At 66.3% G+C, this 15,585-nt stretch carries 10 protein-coding genes and 1 pseudogene; 7 read left to right on the top strand and 4 right to left on the bottom strand.

Going from position 1 to position 15,585, the window contains the following annotated elements; genetic code table 11:
- Nucleotides 1-3: 3 nt before the first annotated feature.
- The 4 genes from AC56LK_RS08505 (at nt 4) to AC56LK_RS08490 (ending at nt 6,825) form a co-directional block, all read left to right on the top strand.
- Nucleotides 4-3,189 carry an efflux RND transporter permease subunit gene (locus AC56LK_RS08505; RefSeq protein WP_497184114.1) on the top strand — a complete coding sequence of 1,062 codons (3,186 nt, stop codon included), beginning with the start codon at nt 4-6 and terminating at the stop codon, nt 3,187-3,189.
- Nucleotide 3,190: 1 nt separating this feature from the next.
- Entirely contained in the window at nt 3,191-4,693 is a 1,503-nt protein-coding gene (locus AC56LK_RS08500) for an efflux transporter outer membrane subunit (RefSeq protein WP_497184113.1), read from the top strand.
- A gap of 275 nt (nt 4,694-4,968) precedes the next feature.
- Complete coding sequence (locus AC56LK_RS08495; RefSeq protein WP_497184112.1) at nt 4,969-6,240, top strand: glucan 1,4-alpha-maltotetraohydrolase domain-containing protein; 1,272 nt, start codon at nt 4,969-4,971, stop codon at nt 6,238-6,240.
- Nucleotides 6,241-6,285: 45 nt separating this feature from the next.
- Nucleotides 6,286-6,825 carry a DNA-deoxyinosine glycosylase gene (locus tag AC56LK_RS08490; RefSeq protein ID WP_497184111.1) on the top strand — a complete coding sequence of 180 codons (540 nt, stop codon included), beginning with the start codon at nt 6,286-6,288 and terminating at the stop codon, nt 6,823-6,825.
- Between the two features lie 12 nt (nt 6,826-6,837).
- Here AC56LK_RS08490 and AC56LK_RS08485 read toward each other — a convergent pair whose 3' ends face one another.
- Both AC56LK_RS08485 and AC56LK_RS08480 read right to left on the bottom strand, forming a co-directional pair.
- The gene (locus tag AC56LK_RS08485; protein ID WP_497184110.1) at nt 6,838-8,007 is read right to left on the bottom strand and encodes a tetratricopeptide repeat protein; all 1,170 of its coding nucleotides are present in this window, start codon (nt 8,005-8,007) and stop codon (nt 6,838-6,840) included.
- Nucleotides 8,008-8,074: 67 nt separating this feature from the next.
- A complete protein-coding gene (locus AC56LK_RS08480; protein ID WP_497184109.1) occupies nt 8,075-8,932 on the bottom strand; it encodes an HDOD domain-containing protein in 858 nt (285 codons plus the stop codon).
- 166 nt (nt 8,933-9,098) lie between these two features.
- Here AC56LK_RS08480 and AC56LK_RS08475 point away from each other — a divergent pair, with 166 nt between their 5' ends.
- Nucleotides 9,099-9,668, top strand: coding sequence for a DNA-3-methyladenine glycosylase (locus AC56LK_RS08475; protein ID WP_497184108.1), 570 nt, complete (start codon nt 9,099-9,101; stop codon nt 9,666-9,668).
- A gap of 3 nt (nt 9,669-9,671) precedes the next feature.
- On the opposite strand, the gene AC56LK_RS08470 is transcribed toward AC56LK_RS08475, so the two are convergent.
- Together AC56LK_RS08470 and AC56LK_RS08465 are read right to left on the bottom strand one after the other, a co-directional pair.
- Entirely contained in the window at nt 9,672-11,375 is a 1,704-nt protein-coding gene (locus AC56LK_RS08470; RefSeq protein ID WP_497184107.1) for a methyl-accepting chemotaxis protein, read from the bottom strand.
- A gap of 27 nt (nt 11,376-11,402) precedes the next feature.
- Nucleotides 11,403-11,858, bottom strand: a complete 456-nt coding sequence (locus AC56LK_RS08465) for a cache domain-containing protein (RefSeq protein ID WP_497184106.1) — start codon at nt 11,856-11,858, stop codon at nt 11,403-11,405.
- A gap of 200 nt (nt 11,859-12,058) precedes the next feature.
- Between AC56LK_RS08465 and AC56LK_RS08460 the strand changes: the two are divergent.
- Together AC56LK_RS08460 and AC56LK_RS08455 are read left to right on the top strand one after the other, a co-directional pair.
- Nucleotides 12,059-14,032: pseudogene (locus AC56LK_RS08460) on the top strand (acyltransferase family protein).
- 147 nt (nt 14,033-14,179) lie between these two features.
- On the top strand, nt 14,180-15,577 hold the full coding sequence (locus AC56LK_RS08455) for a KamA family radical SAM protein (RefSeq protein WP_497184105.1): 1,398 nt from the start codon (nt 14,180-14,182) through the stop codon (nt 15,575-15,577).
- The last annotated feature ends 8 nt before the right edge of the window (nt 15,578-15,585 follow it).

Raw genomic sequence — 15,585 nt, 5'->3', positions numbered from 1 at the left:
CCGATGAACTTCTCACGCTTCTTCGTCGACAAGCCGATCTTCGCGGTCGTGCTGTCGGTGATCGTCTTCGTGGGCGGCCTGATCTCGATCTTCAAGCTGCCGGTGTCCGAGTATCCGGAAGTGGTGCCGCCGTCGGTGGTGGTGCGCGCCCAGTACCCGGGCGCGAACCCGAAGGTGATCGCCGAAACCGTGGCCGCGCCGCTGGAAGAGCAGATCAACGGCATCGAGGACATGCTCTACATGTCTTCGCAAAACACCTCGGACGGTGCCCTGGCCCTGACCCTGACCTTCGCGATCGGCACCGACATCGACCGTGCCGAGAGCCAGGTGCAGAACCGGGTGCAGCGCGCGCTGCCGCGCCTGCCCGAGGAGGTGCGCCAGATCGGCGTCACCACCGTGAAAAGCTCGCCGAACCTGACCATGGTGGTGCACCTGAATTCGCCGGACGGCCGCTATGACGACCTGTACCTGCGCAATTACGCGGTACTGAACATCAAGGACCAGCTGGCGCGCCTGAACGGCATGGGCGAAGTCCAGCTGTTCGGCTCGGGCGACTACGCCATGCGTGTCTGGCTCGATCCGCAGAAGGTGGCCGCGCGCAGCCTGACCGCGGGCGACGTGGTCGCCGCGATCCGCGAGCAGAACGTGCAGGTCGCGGCCGGCGTGGTCGGCCAGGGACCGAGCAAGGACGCCCAGTTCCAGCTGACCGTCAACACCCAGGGCCGCCTGTCGAGCGTCGAGGAATTCGGCGAGATCGTCGTCAAGGCCGGCGAGGATGGCGCCGTCACGCGCCTGAAGGACGTGGCGCGCCTGGAAATGGGATCGAGCTCGTATGCGCTGCGCTCCCTGCTGAACAACAAGTCGGCGGTCGCGATCCCGATCTTCGAAGCACCGAACGCCAATGCGCTGCAGTTGTCGACGGATGTGCGAGCCACCATGGAGACCTTGTCCAAGGACTTCCCGGAAGGCGTCGAGTACAGCATCGTCTACGACCCGACCCAGTTCGTGCGCGAGTCGATCGACTCGGTGATCAAGACCCTGCTGGAAGCCGTGGTGCTGGTGGCGCTGGTCGTCATCGTGTTCCTGCAGACCTGGCGCGCCTCGATCATTCCGTTGCTGGCAGTGCCGGTCTCGGTGGTCGGTACCTTCGCCGTGATGCTGATGTTCGGCTTCTCGATCAACACCCTGTCGCTGTTCGGGCTGGTGCTGGCGATCGGTATCGTGGTCGACGACGCCATCGTGGTGGTGGAAAACGTCGAGCGCAACATCGGCAACGGCCTGTCGCCGCATGACGCGACCATCCAGGCCATGAAGGAAGTGTCGGGCCCGATCATCGCCATCGCCCTGGTGCTGTGCGCCGTGTTCGTGCCGATCGCCTTCGTGTCCGGCCTGACCGGCCAGTTCTACCGCCAGTTCGCCCTGACCATCGCCATTTCCACCGTGATCTCGGCCTTCGTCTCGCTGACCCTGGCGCCGGCCATGTCGGCCGCGCTGCTCAAGGCGCACGATGCGCCGAAGGACCGCCTGACGCGCGTGATGGACAAGATCTTCGGCCGCTTCTTCGCCGCCTTCAACCGCTTCTTCGGCCGTGCCTCGCACAGCTACGAAGGCGGGGTGAAGACGGTCCTGCGCCGCAAGATCGCGACCCTGGGCGTCTACCTGGTATTGGGCGTGGCCGCGGTCTTCATGTTCAAGGTGGTGCCGCCGGGCTTCGTGCCGGCCCAGGACAAGGGTTACCTGATCGGCTTCGCCCAGCTCCCGGATGCCGCCTCGCTGGATCGCACCGATGAGGTGATCCGCAAGATGTCGACCATCGCCAAGGAAATCCCGGGCGTGGAATCCTCGATCGCCTTCCCGGGCCTGTCGATCAACGGCTTCACCAATGCGCCGAACGCCGGCATCGTGTTCACCGGCCTGAAGCCCTTCAGCGAACGCAAGGGCAAGCCGGAGCAGTCGGCCGAAGCCATCGCCGCCGAGATCAACAAGCGCATGGGCGAAGTCAAGGACGCCTTCGTGATGGTGCTGCCGCCGCCTCCGGTGAACGGCCTGGGCACGACCGGCGGCTTCAAGCTGATGCTGGAAGACCGCGGCAACCTCGGTTACGACGAGCTGTATAAAGCCACCCAGGCGCTGCAGGCCAAGGCCTGGGGCACGCCGCAGCTGGCGGGCGTGTTCTCGAGCTACCAGATCAACGTGCCGCAGCTGTTCGCGGACGTCGACCGCGTCAAGGCCAAGCAGCTCGGTGTGCCGCTGGCGACCATCTACCAGACCTTGCAGGTGAACCTCGGCTCGCTGTACGTGAACGACTTCAACCAGTTCGGCCGCACCTACCAGGTGCGGGTGCAGGCCGATGCGCAGTTCCGCTCGCAGCCGGAGCAGATCTCCCAGCTCAAGGTCCGCAACGACAAGGGCGAGATGATCCCGCTGTCCAGCCTGATGAGCGTGAAGGACAGCTATGGCCCGGACCGCGTCCAGCGCTACAACAACTACGTGGCGGCCGACGTCAACGGCGGTCCGGCGCCGGGCGTGTCCTCGGGCCAGGCGCAAGCCATCATGGAGCAGCTGGCCAAGGAAACGCTGCCGAAGGGGATCGCCTACGAGTGGACCGAGCTGACCTACCAGGAGATCCTGGCCGGTAACACCATGGTCTACGTGTTCCCGCTGTGCGTGCTGCTGGTGTTCCTGGTGCTGGCCGCCCAGTACGAAAGCTGGACCCTGCCGCTGGCCGTGATCCTGATCGTGCCGATGTCGATCCTGTGCGCGCTGGTGGGGGTCAAGCTGACCGGTGGCGACAACAACATCTTCACCCAGATCGCCCTGTTCGTGCTGGTGGGCCTGGCCTCGAAGAACGCGATCCTGATCGTGGAATTCGCCCGCGAGCTGGAAGACCACGGCCGCAGCGTCGTCGACGCCGCGCTGGAAGCCTCCCGCCTGCGCCTGCGTCCGATCCTGATGACCTCGATCGCCTTCATCATGGGTGTGGTGCCGCTGGTGTTCTCGACCGGCGCCGGCGCCGAGATGCGCCACGCGATGGGCGTCGCGGTGTTCGCCGGCATGCTGGGCGTGACCTTCTTCGGCCTGTTCCTGACGCCGCTGTTCTACGTCCTGCTGCGTACCCTGGGCAAGCGTTTCGAGAAAAAAGCCCCGGTGGCGAAAGCCCCGGTCCTGGACCTGGAAGGAGTGCATTGAGATGACAAGCATGATCGCAAGGGGCGTGGCACCCTCATTGTCCACATTGCTGGCGGCACTGCTGCTCACCGCCTGCGCCACCCCGGACTTCAAGCAGCCGTCGGTCGAGACGCCGACCGCCTTCCGTAACACGCAACTGCCTGCCGCCACGGAAGTGGACGGCATCGAAGGATCGCGCTGGAAGCCCGCCCAACCGGCCGAGCAGCAGCCGCGCGGCCAGTGGTGGCTGGCCTTCAATGACCCGGCGCTCACCGCGCTGGTCGAGGAGGCCAGCGCCAACAATGCCAACCTGGCGGTGGCCGCAGCCCGCGTCAAGCAGGCGAGGGCGATCGCCGGCATTGCGGCAGCGGACCGCGTGCCGCAGGTCGGCGTCGGCATCGGCGCCCAGCGTGCCCGCCCATCTGCACTGGAATCCGGCCTGCCGCAAGGTACGCCGACCCAGGCTGCGACGACTTACTCGGCCCAGCTGAGCGCCAGCTACGAGGTCGACCTGTTCGGCCGCGTGGCGGCCGGCGTGTCGGCGGCGCGCAGCGATGCCGCGACCTCGGAGGCCAACTTCCGCTCGGTGCTGCTGGCCCTGCAGGCCGACGTGGCCCAGACCTATTTCCGCCTGCGCGCCCTCGACGCCGAACTGGAGACCCTGGCGCAGACCGTGCGCCTGCGGGACGAGAGCGTCAAGGTGACGCAGCGCCGCTTCGAGCTGGGCGACATCGGCGAGTTCGACCTGTCGCGCGCCCGCACCGAACTGGCGACGGCGCGCGCCGAAGCGATCGGCCTGCAGCGCCAGCGCGCCACCGCAGAGCATGCGCTGGCGGTCCTGCTGGGCAAGCCGGCCGCGCATTACGTGGCCGGCCAGAGCCCGCTGCTGGACACCACCACGCTGCCGGCGATCCCGGCCGGCCTGCCGTCCTCGCTGCTGGAACGCCGTCCCGACATCGTCGCCGCACAGCGCACGATGGAAGCCTCGAATGCCCGCATCGGTGTGGCGCGCGGCGCGATGTTCCCGGCGCTGACCATCAGCGCGGCCGGTGGCGGCATCGGTGGCGCCTTCTCCGAGGTGTTCAGGTGGAGCAGCCGCTCCTGGGTGCTGGGCCTGTTGACCTCGATGCCGATCATCGACGGCGGCCGCAACCGCGCCAACGTCGAACGCAGCGAAGCGGTGCTGGAAGAGTCGGTGGGGGGCTACCGCCAGAGCGTGCTCACGGCCTTCGCCGAAGTCGAGGACAACCTGGCCGGCCTGCGCATCCTCTCTGGCCAGGCCGAGCAGATCGAGGCGGCGCGGCTGGCGGCGCGCCGCTCGGCCGACCTGGCGCAGAAGCTCTACGACGCCGGCCGTTCCAGCTATCTCGAGCTGCTGGATGCCCAGCGCAACCTGGCGGCGGTCGAACGCACGGCGGTCCAGCTGCGCGGCAACCGCGCGGTGACTACGGTGGCGCTGATCCGCTCATTGGGTGGCGGCTGGGATTCGTCCCGTCCGGAGGCGGTGGCGTTGGCCAGCAACTGATTCATTTTTTTCCTGAGGCTGTTGCCCTTTGCGGCGGTGCGCGTGAGCGCACCGCCGCTTTTTTATGTCGAGGTAGTGAAACTACAAAACTGATCCAGAATTCAATTGACACTGTAACGAGCTGAGCAGAGAATTCCCCCGTCAATTCCATGTATGTACGAATGTGTCAGATGGCTCTGGTAGTTAAACTACCGGTTGCGCATGGCTATTGACCGTTGTTACCGCTTTCTAAAAAAGATTTTCATCACAATCCGCAACAACAACACGGAGGAGGCATGAAGAAGAAAGTCAGCGTTACAGCCCTGCTCGCAACGAGTGCCCTGATGCTGTCGGCCCATGCCGGCGCTGCCACGCCGCAGGCCCAGGCCGGCAACAGTTCCGCCGTCCTGCAAGGCTTCCACTGGAACTCGGCGGGGTACAGCAACCCGAACTGGTACAACACCCTAGCCGGCAATGTCGCCGACCTGAAGGCCATGGGCTTCAGCCATGTGTGGTTCCCGCCGCCGTCCGACTCGGCGGCAACAGAGGGCTACCTGCCGCGCCAGCTGAACAACTTGAGTTCCAGCTATGGCAGCTCGGCCGAACTGACCAACGTGGTGCGCGCCTTCACCAACAACGGCATCCACGCCGTCGCCGACGTCGTGGTCAACCACCGTGTCGGCTCGACCGGATGGTCGGACTTCACCAACCCGAACTGGACCCGCTACACGATCGCCAATAACGACGAATGCAATTGCGGTCTCGGGAATGCCGATACCGGATCGGGCTTCAACGCCGGCCGCGACATCGACCATACCAATGTCGGCGAAACCCAGAACGGCATCATCAACTGGCTCAACTACACCCTCAAGCCGGTCGGATTCAGCGGGCTGCGCTTCGATTACGTGAAGGGCTTCGGCGCCCAGTACGCCGGGCAGTACGCGAATGCCTTCGGCGCCCAGTTCTGCGTGGGCGAGCTGTGGACCGACCTCGACCTGAACAACATCGACGGCCACCGCCAGCAGATCATGAACTGGATCAACGGCACCGGCAACAGCTGCGGCGCCTTCGATTTCACGACCAAGGGCCTGCTCAACGATGCGCTGGCCAATGGCAATTACTGGCGCCTGCGCGATGCTTCCGGCAAGCCGCAGGGCGCCGTTGGCTGGTGGCCGGCGATGGCGGTGACCTTCGTCGACAACCACGATACCGGCCCGTCCGAAAGCTGCGGCACCGGCCAGAACCACTGGCCGGTGCCTTGCGGCGCAGTGATGCAGGGCTACGCCTACATCCTGAGCCATCCGGGCATTCCGACCGTCTACTACCCGCACGTCTACAACTGGAACCTGAAGACGCCGATCAGCGCCCTGATGGCGGCGCGCCGGACGGCGGGCGTGCATTCCACCTCGCCGGTCGCGATCCAGGCGGCCACGCAGGGCCTGTACGCGGCGATCGTCACCGGCAGCACCCGCCAGTTGGCGATGAAGATCGGTCCGAACAGCTGGAGCCCGGGCGCCGGCTGGACGCTGCAGACCTCCGGCAGCAACTACGCGGTCTGGATGAAATAAGGTATGAGGACGGCGGGACACGCATGGCGCCGCTACAATGCGGCCATGACGACCCCACCGTCCTCCACCCTCACCGGGCTCGCGCCGGTCATCGACGCCGACGTACGCATCCTCGTGCTGGGCAGTTTTCCCGGCGCGGCGTCGCTCGCAGCGGGCAAGTATTACGCGCATCCGCGCAATCAGTTCTGGCCGCTGATCTCGGCGGTGATTGGGGAAGACCTCGCCAGCATGCCGTATGAAACACGCTTGAGGCGCCTGCTGGCGCACCACGTCGGCCTATGGGACGTGCTGGCCGGTTGCGAACGCGAAGGCAGCCTCGATTCCGCCATCCGCAAGCCTGCCGCCAACGATTTCGAGCGCCTGCGCAGCTTGTGTCCGGACCTGGAAACGGTTGGCTTCAACGGCCAAGCTTCGGGGAAGTTCGCGCCGCAGTTCGCGACGGCCGGCTATCGGACCGTGGTGCTGCCGTCGAGTTCTCCGGCGCATTTGGCGATGAGCTTCGAGCAGAAGCTGGCGGTCTGGCGCCGGCTGGCCGGCGCGCCGGACCAGGAAGCGTCCCCGACTACACAGCCTTCCTTGTTCTGAACCGGCCAGGCATCACTGGATGCGCGATCCCGTCGCGCTGACACGCCGCAGATAGGCCAGCTTGGCCGAGTACAGCTCCCGCATCTCCTGCCGCGTGCTGGCGTCCACCGCCTTGGCGATCTGCTCGCGCGCGTGCTTGACATCGCCCAGGCGCAGGTGGCTCACCCCCAGCCAGAAGCGGAATTCATCGTTGAAGGGCGCGCGCTTCACCTCGCGCTCGAACAGTCCTTTGGCGCGGTCGAAGTCGCCGGCGCGCAGGGCCACCATCCCCTCGTCGAAGAAGTGGTAGGGCGGGAAGGGCTCGATGCTGGCGATGCGCTGCGCCATGGCCTGCGACTCGGCGTGCTTGCCCTGGACGGCGAGCAAGGGCTGCAGGTTGCGCATCACCATCAGGTTTTCCGGCTCGCGCGCGAGCGCCGCGCGGTAGGTCTGCTCGGCCAGCGTGACGTCGCCGTGGCGGTCGTAGATCACGGCCAGGGTGTTGAGCGCCGCGACCATGCCCGGGCGCTTGCCGACCGCCGCGCGCGCCCACCAGTAGGCATCGTCGGTGCGGCCCTGCACCAGCATTTCGGCGGCGCGGTTGTTCATGTACAGGGCGACGATGTCGTCTTCGTCCAGCTCGCGCGCGCGCAGGCGGGCCGCTTCGTCCTGCGGGATGAAGTCGACCACCAGCAGTTCACCCAGGTCGCTGCTGCGCAGGCCGATTTCCGGCTTGCTGCCGATGGCGATGTTGACGTGCGCGTTGCCCAGGTAGAGGCCGGCCGTGCGGCTCCAGGTGCTGCCGGCGTCGATGCTGCGGAAGCGCACCGGCATGCCCAGTTCCTTGGCGAAGGCCGCGGTCATGATCACCAGCGACAGGCAGTTGCCGGCACGGTCGGCATAGGTTTCGGCGGCGGTGCGGGTCTTGGTGGATTCGTATTCGAGCTTCAGGTCGGTCTTGCTGTACAGGGCGTTGACCAGGCCGTGGCGCTGGCCGCTCTCGCGCAGGTGGCGCGAGAAGGCCGCGCTCTCCAGGTAGGAGCGCATCGCGGGACTGACGGCGAACAGGCCGTCGGCGCCGACTTTTTCGGAAGGGGGCGCGAAGCGCGCGTCCGCCAGCGGGGGAGGGGGCGCCGTGACGGGTTCCACGCTGGCGCAACCGGCCAGCAGGGATAGGGACAGCAGGATGGCGATGCATTTCATGACTCACTCCCAGGGGGCGTACTTACAGCGAAGTATCTGCCTCTGCAAGGGCGATGTCAAAGACCGCTTAGTCCTCGTGGAAGGCTTCCACCAGCTCGTCCAGCAGCTCGGCCGTTTCCTCGTCCGACAATCCGAGGTAGGCGCAGGCGGCGGCGCCGCCCTTGTTCCACTCGAGCGACTCGCCATGGCCCTGGTAGCGGCAGATCGCGCTCTCGGCCAGCACCGACAGGGCGACCAGCGAGCGCACCGCGCCGGCACTCGCGGCATCGTCGAGTACGGCGAAATCGTGGTGGTGCAGGATGGCCCAGCCGACGTCGGCCGACAGGCCCCAGTTGCGCGCCAGCAGGCAGCCGACTGCGGTGTGGGAGGTCGAGTGGCGCTCGTCCTCGAGCGCCGTGAACCGACGTTGCTCTTCCAGGGACGCGGCGGCATAGGTGGCGGCGTAGTCGGGGAAGCGCTCCATCAGCAGCGGCACCCCGGTGTCGCAGAACAGGCCGAAGGTGTGGGCCACGTCCGGTTCGCCGATGCGCAGGCGGCGCGACAGGAACACCATGGCCTGGGCGCGGCGGGTCGAGACATCCCAGAAACTGGCCAGCGCCGCGCTGTTGGCGGGAATCGCCTGGCGCGCCAGCAGGCCGGTCATGAGGGCCGCGACCTGGTTGATGCCCAGGAACAGGATCGCCTGCTCGATCGACTTGGCCTTGCGCCGTCCGCCGTAGACCGCCGAATTGGCCAGCTTGAGCAGTGCGCCCGACATGCCGACGTCGCTCGCCACGATCTTGCCGATCGCTTCAGGCGAGGGGTCTTCCGACGACAGTTCGCGCTGCATGTCGGCGAGCAGGCTCGGCCGTGGTGGGATGCGGATCGATTTGATCAGGGCATCGACCTGGTCGAGCTGCGGGACGGGATCGGCGACGGTATTCATGGGCAGGGGCAGGGCGAGTTGCGGAAGAGAAACGAACAACCGTGCCACTATACCCCAGTGCTGATTTCATTGCAGCAAAGCAATGTAAAAGTATTATTTTCAGAACAATATTTTGTGTCACTACACCAACGCGACAAGGAAAATTGGCCCGGGTTAGAATCCGCGCATGGCCATTTCGACAATAGCAGGAATCGATTTTTCCCAGCCGGCGCAGAATGTGGGACGCCAGCTGATCGGGGTGACGGTGCTGGTAAACGGCGTCGGCGGACGGATCGTCGAGACCGAAGCCTACGACCGCGAAGACCCGGCCTCGCACGCCTTTTCCGGTCCCACCGAACGCAACGCCGCCATGTTCGGCCCGCCCGCCCATGCCTACGTCTACCGCTCCTACGGCATCCACTGGTGCCTGAATTTCGTGTGCCGCGAGGAGGGACACGGCGCCGGGGTCCTGATCCGGGCGCTCGAGCCGCTCGTCGGCCTGGACGAGATGCGCCGGCGCCGCGATGCGGATGACGCGTGGCTGCTGTGTTCCGGTCCCGGCAAGCTGTGCCAGGCCCTGGGCGTGACCCGTGCCCACAACGGCATGGCCTTGTCGGGCGCGCCCTTCGAGCTGCTGCCCGGTCCCCCTGGACTGGAAGTCGTGACCGGGCCGCGCATCGGGATTTCGAAGGCGATGGACGTCCCGTGGCGCTTCGGCCTGGCCGGATCCCGCTTCGTCAGCCGTCCGTTTCGTTAAACCTCAGGCACTGCGCCGGCGCTGAGCCTCGGCCTTCTTGCCAGCCGCAGGCAGGGCCGCAAGCACGCGCCCGCGCATCGCGCTGCCGGGCGCGCGCCGCTCCTGCAGGCCCTGGAAGCCTTCGTCGCCTTCCTCTTCCTCGATCGCCGCGGCATCGATACCGTCGAACTTGAAGATCGACACCGCCTTGGCCAGGTTGACGGTCTGTTCGTGCAGGCTTTCGGCGGCGGCGGCGGCTTCTTCCACCAGCGCCGCGTTCTGCTGGGTCATGCCGTCCATCTGGCCGACCGCCTTGTTCACTTCGGCGATGCCGTCGGCCTGCTCGGTGCTGGCGATGCTGATGCGGCCGATGATGTCGTTCACCTGCTTCACCGAGGCGACGATGTCGCCCATGCTGGCGCCGGCCTCGCTCACCGAGGCGCTGCCGTCCTCGATGATCTTCACCGAGTCGGCGATCAGGGCCTTGATCTCGCGCGCCGCCGCCGCCGAGCGCTGCGCCAGCGTGCGCACTTCGGCCGCCACCACCGCGAAGCCGCGCCCCTGCTCGCCGGCGCGCGCCGCTTCCACCGCGGCGTTCAGAGCCAGCAGGTTGGTCTGGAACGAGATGCCGTCGATCACGCCGGTGATCTCGACGATCTTGCGCGAGCTGGCCTGGATCGATTCCATCGTCGCCACCGCGCGGCCGACCGCCTGGCCGCCGTTCGAGGCCAGCTGCTGCGCCTCGGCCGCGAGGTTGGAGGCGAGGCGCGCGTTCTTGGCGTTTTCCTTGACTGCCGTGGTCAGTTCTTCCATGGTGCTGGCGGTCTGTTCGAGCGAACCGGCCTGCAGCTCGGTGCGGGTCGACAGGTCCAGGTTGCCGCTGGCGATCTCTTTCGAGGCGGTGTCGATCGAGCGCACCGAGTTCAATATGCTGCGCAGGGCGCCGTCCAGGCGCGTGATGCTGTGGTCGAGCGCGCGCGAGGTGTCGGCGATTTCGTCGCGGCCGCCGCCCGGCGTGCCGGAGGCGCGCAGGCGGCCGTCGGCCAGGTCGTTCACCACGGTGGCGATCGAGCGGATGTCGGCCAGCATGGCGCGCCGCACCAGCATCGTCACCACCAGCGACAGGGTGATCGACAGCAGCACCAGGCCGGCCATGGTGAGGCCGAGCGAGCGGAATTCGGCCTTGGCGGCGGCGTGCGCTTCCACGCTCAGCTTCTTTTCCAGCGCCGCCAGCTTCTGCAGCCCGGCGTCGAGCGCCACGAACTGTTTTTCGGCCTTCTGCATCGAGTTGGTGGCGATCGACTGGTCGACCTGGGCCAGCTCGATGGTCTCGCCGACCATCTTGCGGTAGCTCGCCAGCGCCGCCAGCGAGTTCTCGATCGGTGCGCGCTCGGATGGCTCGGCCAGTTTCGCCAGCTCGCCCAGCCTGGTCGCGATCGACGCGTGCTTCTTGTGGATGTCGGCGGTGAGGGCGGCCAGGCGGCTCTGGGCGAAACTGCCGTTCACCCAGGCCAGCAGCTGGTAGATGTTGGCATGGGCAAAGCGCGCTTCGCCCGCCACGTCGGCCACGGCCTGCAGGCGCGCGGCGCGCACCTGCACCATGTGCTCGAGCGAGGCGTTCTGGCGCACCATGCCGTAATAGGCGGCGGCCGACAGCATCGTCAGCAGCACCAGCACCAGGCCCGGGGCAAGCAGCAGTTTCGGGCCGATCCGTAGTTTGTTCAGCATGCTTGGCTCCGGGCGTGGACGAACAGCTTATTTCTTGTAGATGCCGACTTCGAGCACCACATCGTCGACCCGCTGGATGAAGGTCGTCTTCGGCTCGATCTTGCCGCTGGTCGGGTTCTTGTACTGGTAGTCGACCCAGCCCTTGCCCTTGGCGGCGGCCAGTTCGATGATCTCGCGGCGGTATTTCTTGCCGTTCGCGTCAGGCACGTCGGTCAGGTCCTTGCCGACGATCGAGGGGTTGTAGGGGTGGGCCAGCACGATGCCGGTCTTCAGGTCGCGAATGTCCATGTACAGCTCGCCCTGGACGTATTCCGCATCCTTCGCATTAATCTTCTTCATCATTTCATCCTTGCCCTTGGCCTTGACCAGGGCAACACCGCGCTCGACCATCGCGATGGCGTCTTTCTCGGTCGGGCCACTGGCGAGGACGGGGGCGGCGGCGATGGCCAGGCACAGGGCGGCGGTAGATGCGAACAGTTTCATTGTTGACTCCTCGAGTGGAATTTTTGGGACCAATATTGCTAAAGTGCATTGGCAAATGTACCGGGGTGGAAATGGCGGGGATTGCGGTGGCGCAATTGCATTGCGCAGCAAGGGTGGAAAGCGGTGTTGGATTTAAGGTAGAAAAGTTGTTTTAATGAAATTAGCTCATGTAGAATCTGCGGTTTTGTTGGTGGGTTGGCATGAAGCTAGAGAAACAGATTCCCTTCGAGGATAGGCAGGCGCCGGCGCCGCCGCCTGCTGCCCACCTGGCCTACCGCCGCGACATCGACGGCCTGCGCGCCGTCGCCGTGCTGTCGGTGCTGCTGTTCCACGCCTTCCCATCGGTGCTGCGGGGCGGTTTCATCGGCGTCGATATCTTCTTCGTCATCTCCGGCTTCCTGATCTCGAGCATCCTGCTGCGCGAGCTGGAGCAGGGCAGCTTCAGCTTCGCCGGCTTCTACGCGCGCCGCGTGCGGCGCATCTTCCCTGCCCTGGTGCTGGTGCTGGGGTCTTGCCTGGCCTTCGGCTGGCTGGCCCTGTTCCCGGACGAGTACCAGCAGCTCGGCAAGCACGTGGTCGGCGGCGCCGGCTTCGCCGCCAACTTCTTCTATTGGGCCCAGGTCGGCTACTTCGACACCGCGGCCGACACCAAGCCGCTGCTGCACTTGTGGTCGCTCGGCATCGAGGAACAGTTCTACATCCTGTGGCCCGCGGTCCTGCTGCTGGGCTGGCGGCTGCGCGCCAACCTGCTCGCGCTGGCGGCACTGCTGGCGCTGGCCTCGTTCGCGCTCAACGTCGGCGGCGTCGCCCACTACGCCAGCGCCACCTTCTATTCTCCGGCCAGCCGCGCCTGGGAACTGCTGCTGGGCGCCGGCCTGGCCTGCCTGCATGCGCGCCCGGCCGGCAGGTCCATGGGGCTGCCGCGCTTCGCGCCCAACCTGCTTGCCTGGCTAGGTGTCGCCCTGCTGGCCGCCGGGCTGGCGCTGATCACGCGCAAGGACCAGTTCCCCGGCTGGTTCGCGCTGTTGCCCGCGCTCGGTGCGCTGCTGCTCATCGGCGCCGGACCGCAGGCCTGGTTCAACCGGGTCGTGCTGTCGAACCGTCTTATGGTCTGGATCGGCCTGATCAGCTACCCGCTCTACCTGTGGCATTGGCCGCTGCTGTCCTTCGCCCAGATCATCGAGTCGCGCGAGCCGGCGCCGGCCATCCGCGCGGGTGCGCTGTTGCTGGCGCTCCTGCTGGCCTGGCTCACCTGGCGGGTGGTGGAGCGCCCGCTGCGCGGCGGGCCCGGCGCCCGACGCGGCAAGGTTGCGGCGCTGTGCGTGCTGATGGCCGCCTGCGCCGCCACCGGCGGATATATCTACCTGAACGAAGGCCTGCCGGGCCGCAAGCCGGTGCAGGACAACCTGGCCAACCAGAAAGCGCTGGTGGTGGTCGAGGACAAGGCCAATTCCGAGGCCTGCAAGAAGCGCTACGGCTTCGATTCGTCCTACGAATACTGCCTGCTGGCCGACGTGGCGAAGGATCCGACCGTGGTGCTGCTGGGCGACAGCCACGCCTACCACGTGGTCGCCGGCCTGACGACCTATTACAGCGGCGTCGGCGACAACCTCCTGATGCTGGGTACCCGCCATCCCTACTGGGGCCTCGACCCCCAGGGCGACCCCTACCAGCAGGCCACGCAACCGATGCTGGAACTGGCCCTCGGCATGCCCTCGGTGAAGACCGTGGTGTTCTCGACCCACCTGCGCTTCGGCACCGGTCCCGAGCACCGCGTCCCGGTGGATGCGGCGCGCGAGACCTTCCGCCGCTTCACCGCCGCCGGCAAGCGCGTGATCTTCATGAACGACGTGCCGAACATCGGCTTCGATCCGCGTTCGTGCATCAAGCGCGCCGGGGTCGCGTCATCGGCCACCCGCGTGCCCTGCGCGATCACGCGCGCCGAATGGGAACAGCAGGTCAGCCAGCACCGCGAGGTCCTGCGCGGCTTCGCCCGGGAATTCCCGCAGATCGCCTGATTCGATTCGTCCAGCACGCTGTGCGACGACAGCAGCTGCCGCGCCATGATCGACGGACGCCTGATGTACCGCGACGCCAACCACCTGAGCTACGACGGCGACCTGCGGGTCGGACGGCACTTCGCCGAATGGATGCGCCGGCGCGGGTCGAAATAATGCTCCTCTTGTTCTAACCCCCACCGTAGGAACTGTCTGATTGATTGACGGCAATCCGGGCTAATTTCCGCAACGTAAGATGAATTCTTGTCGGCAACGTTTTACCCATGCCGGATATTTCATCCCCTCGTTTCCTGGAGAACTCCCGTGATCACGACCGAATCGACTCCCTCCAAGTTCAAGCCCTATACCCGGCAGACGATCCACCTGGCGCGCCAGTGGCAATGGCTGACGCCGGAGCTGCAGGAAGCGGTGCAGGTGGTGTCCCATGTGCTGCCGTTCCGCGTGAACGCCTACGTGCTGGAGGAGCTGATCGACTGGGACAAGGTGCCGGACGATCCGATCTTCCGGCTCACCTTCCCGCACCGCGACATGCTGCCTTCGAACGAGTACGAGCAGCTGCGCGAACTGGTGCTGTACAAGAAGGACGAGGCGGCCATTGCGAAGCTGGTGCACGGCATCCGCATGCGCATGAACCCGCACCCGGCCGGCCAGATGACGCACAACGTCCCGCGCGTGAACGACGCTCCGCTCAAGGGCTTGCAGCACAAGTACAAGGAAACCGTGCTGTTCTTCCCGAGCTCGGGCCAGACCTGCCACGCCTACTGCACCTTTTGCTTCCGCTGGCCGCAGTTCGTGGGCATGGACGACATGAAGTTCGACGCCCGCGAAAGCAGCGAGCTGGTGGCCTACCTCGAGACCCATCCCGGCGTCACCGACGTCCTGATCACCGGCGGCGACCCGATGATCATGAATACCCGTTCGCTGGCCGAGTTCCTCGAGCCGCTGCTGGAGCCGAACCTGGCCCACATCCAGAACATCCGCATCGGCACCAAGTCGGTGGCCTACTGGCCGCAGCGCTATGTGTCGGACAAGGACAGCGACGATTTGCTGCGCCTGTTCGAGAAGGTGGTCAGGTCGGGGAAGAACCTGGCCATCATGGGCCACTACAACCACGCGGTGGAGCTGCGCGCGCCCGTAGCCCAGCAGGCGGTCAAGCGCATCGTCGGCACCGGCGCCACGCTGCGCATGCAGGGCCCGCTGATCCGCCACATCAACGAAGACCCGAAGAGCTGGGCCGAACTGTGGACCACCGGCGTGCGCCTGGGCGCCATCCCGTACTACATGTTCGTCGAGCGCGACACCGGACCGCGCGACTACTTCGCGCTGCCGCTGGCGCGCGCCCACCAGATCTTCCAGGAAGCCTATTCGATGGTGTCGGGCCTGTCGCGCACCGTGCGCGGTCCCTCGATGAGCGCCTTCCCGGGCAAGGTGGTGATCGACGGCGTGGTCACGATCAACGGCGAGAAGCTGTTCGCGCTGCAGTTCCTGCAGGCGCGCAATCCGGAGTGGGTGCGCCGTCCCTTCTTCGCCAAGTACGATGCCGACGCCACCTGGCTCGACCACCTCAAGCCCGCCTTCGGGCGCGACAAGTTCTTCTTCGAGCAGGAGAGCGGCGGCCCGCTGCGCGGCCCCGGCGGGCGCGTCATCCCCCTGGTGCCGGCGGGGCAGTTGCGCGGCAACACGGCCCAGGACGCGGCCTGAGACCTGGT

The organism is Telluria sp. ZB4P36 (assembly GCF_059685865.1).
This window is presented reverse-complemented; position numbering and strand designations above follow the sequence as displayed.

Excerpts from the sequence above, each read along its gene's own strand:
- AC56LK_RS08505 (WP_497184114.1), top strand. The coding sequence starts at position 4 with ATGAACTTCTCACGCTTCTTCGTCGACAAGCCGATCTTCGCGGTCGTG.
- AC56LK_RS08500 (WP_497184113.1), top strand. The coding sequence starts at position 3,191 with ATGACAAGCATGATCGCAAGGGGCGTGGCACCCTCATTGTCCACATTG.
- AC56LK_RS08495 (WP_497184112.1), top strand. The coding sequence starts at position 4,969 with ATGAAGAAGAAAGTCAGCGTTACAGCCCTGCTCGCAACGAGTGCCCTG.
- AC56LK_RS08490 (WP_497184111.1), top strand. The coding sequence starts at position 6,286 with ATGACGACCCCACCGTCCTCCACCCTCACCGGGCTCGCGCCGGTCATC.
- AC56LK_RS08485 (WP_497184110.1), bottom strand. The coding sequence starts at position 8,007 with ATGAAATGCATCGCCATCCTGCTGTCCCTATCCCTGCTGGCCGGTTGC.
- AC56LK_RS08480 (WP_497184109.1), bottom strand. The coding sequence starts at position 8,932 with ATGAATACCGTCGCCGATCCCGTCCCGCAGCTCGACCAGGTCGATGCC.
- AC56LK_RS08475 (WP_497184108.1), top strand. The coding sequence starts at position 9,099 with ATGGCCATTTCGACAATAGCAGGAATCGATTTTTCCCAGCCGGCGCAG.
- AC56LK_RS08470 (WP_497184107.1), bottom strand. The coding sequence starts at position 11,375 with ATGCTGAACAAACTACGGATCGGCCCGAAACTGCTGCTTGCCCCGGGC.
- AC56LK_RS08465 (WP_497184106.1), bottom strand. The coding sequence starts at position 11,858 with ATGAAACTGTTCGCATCTACCGCCGCCCTGTGCCTGGCCATCGCCGCC.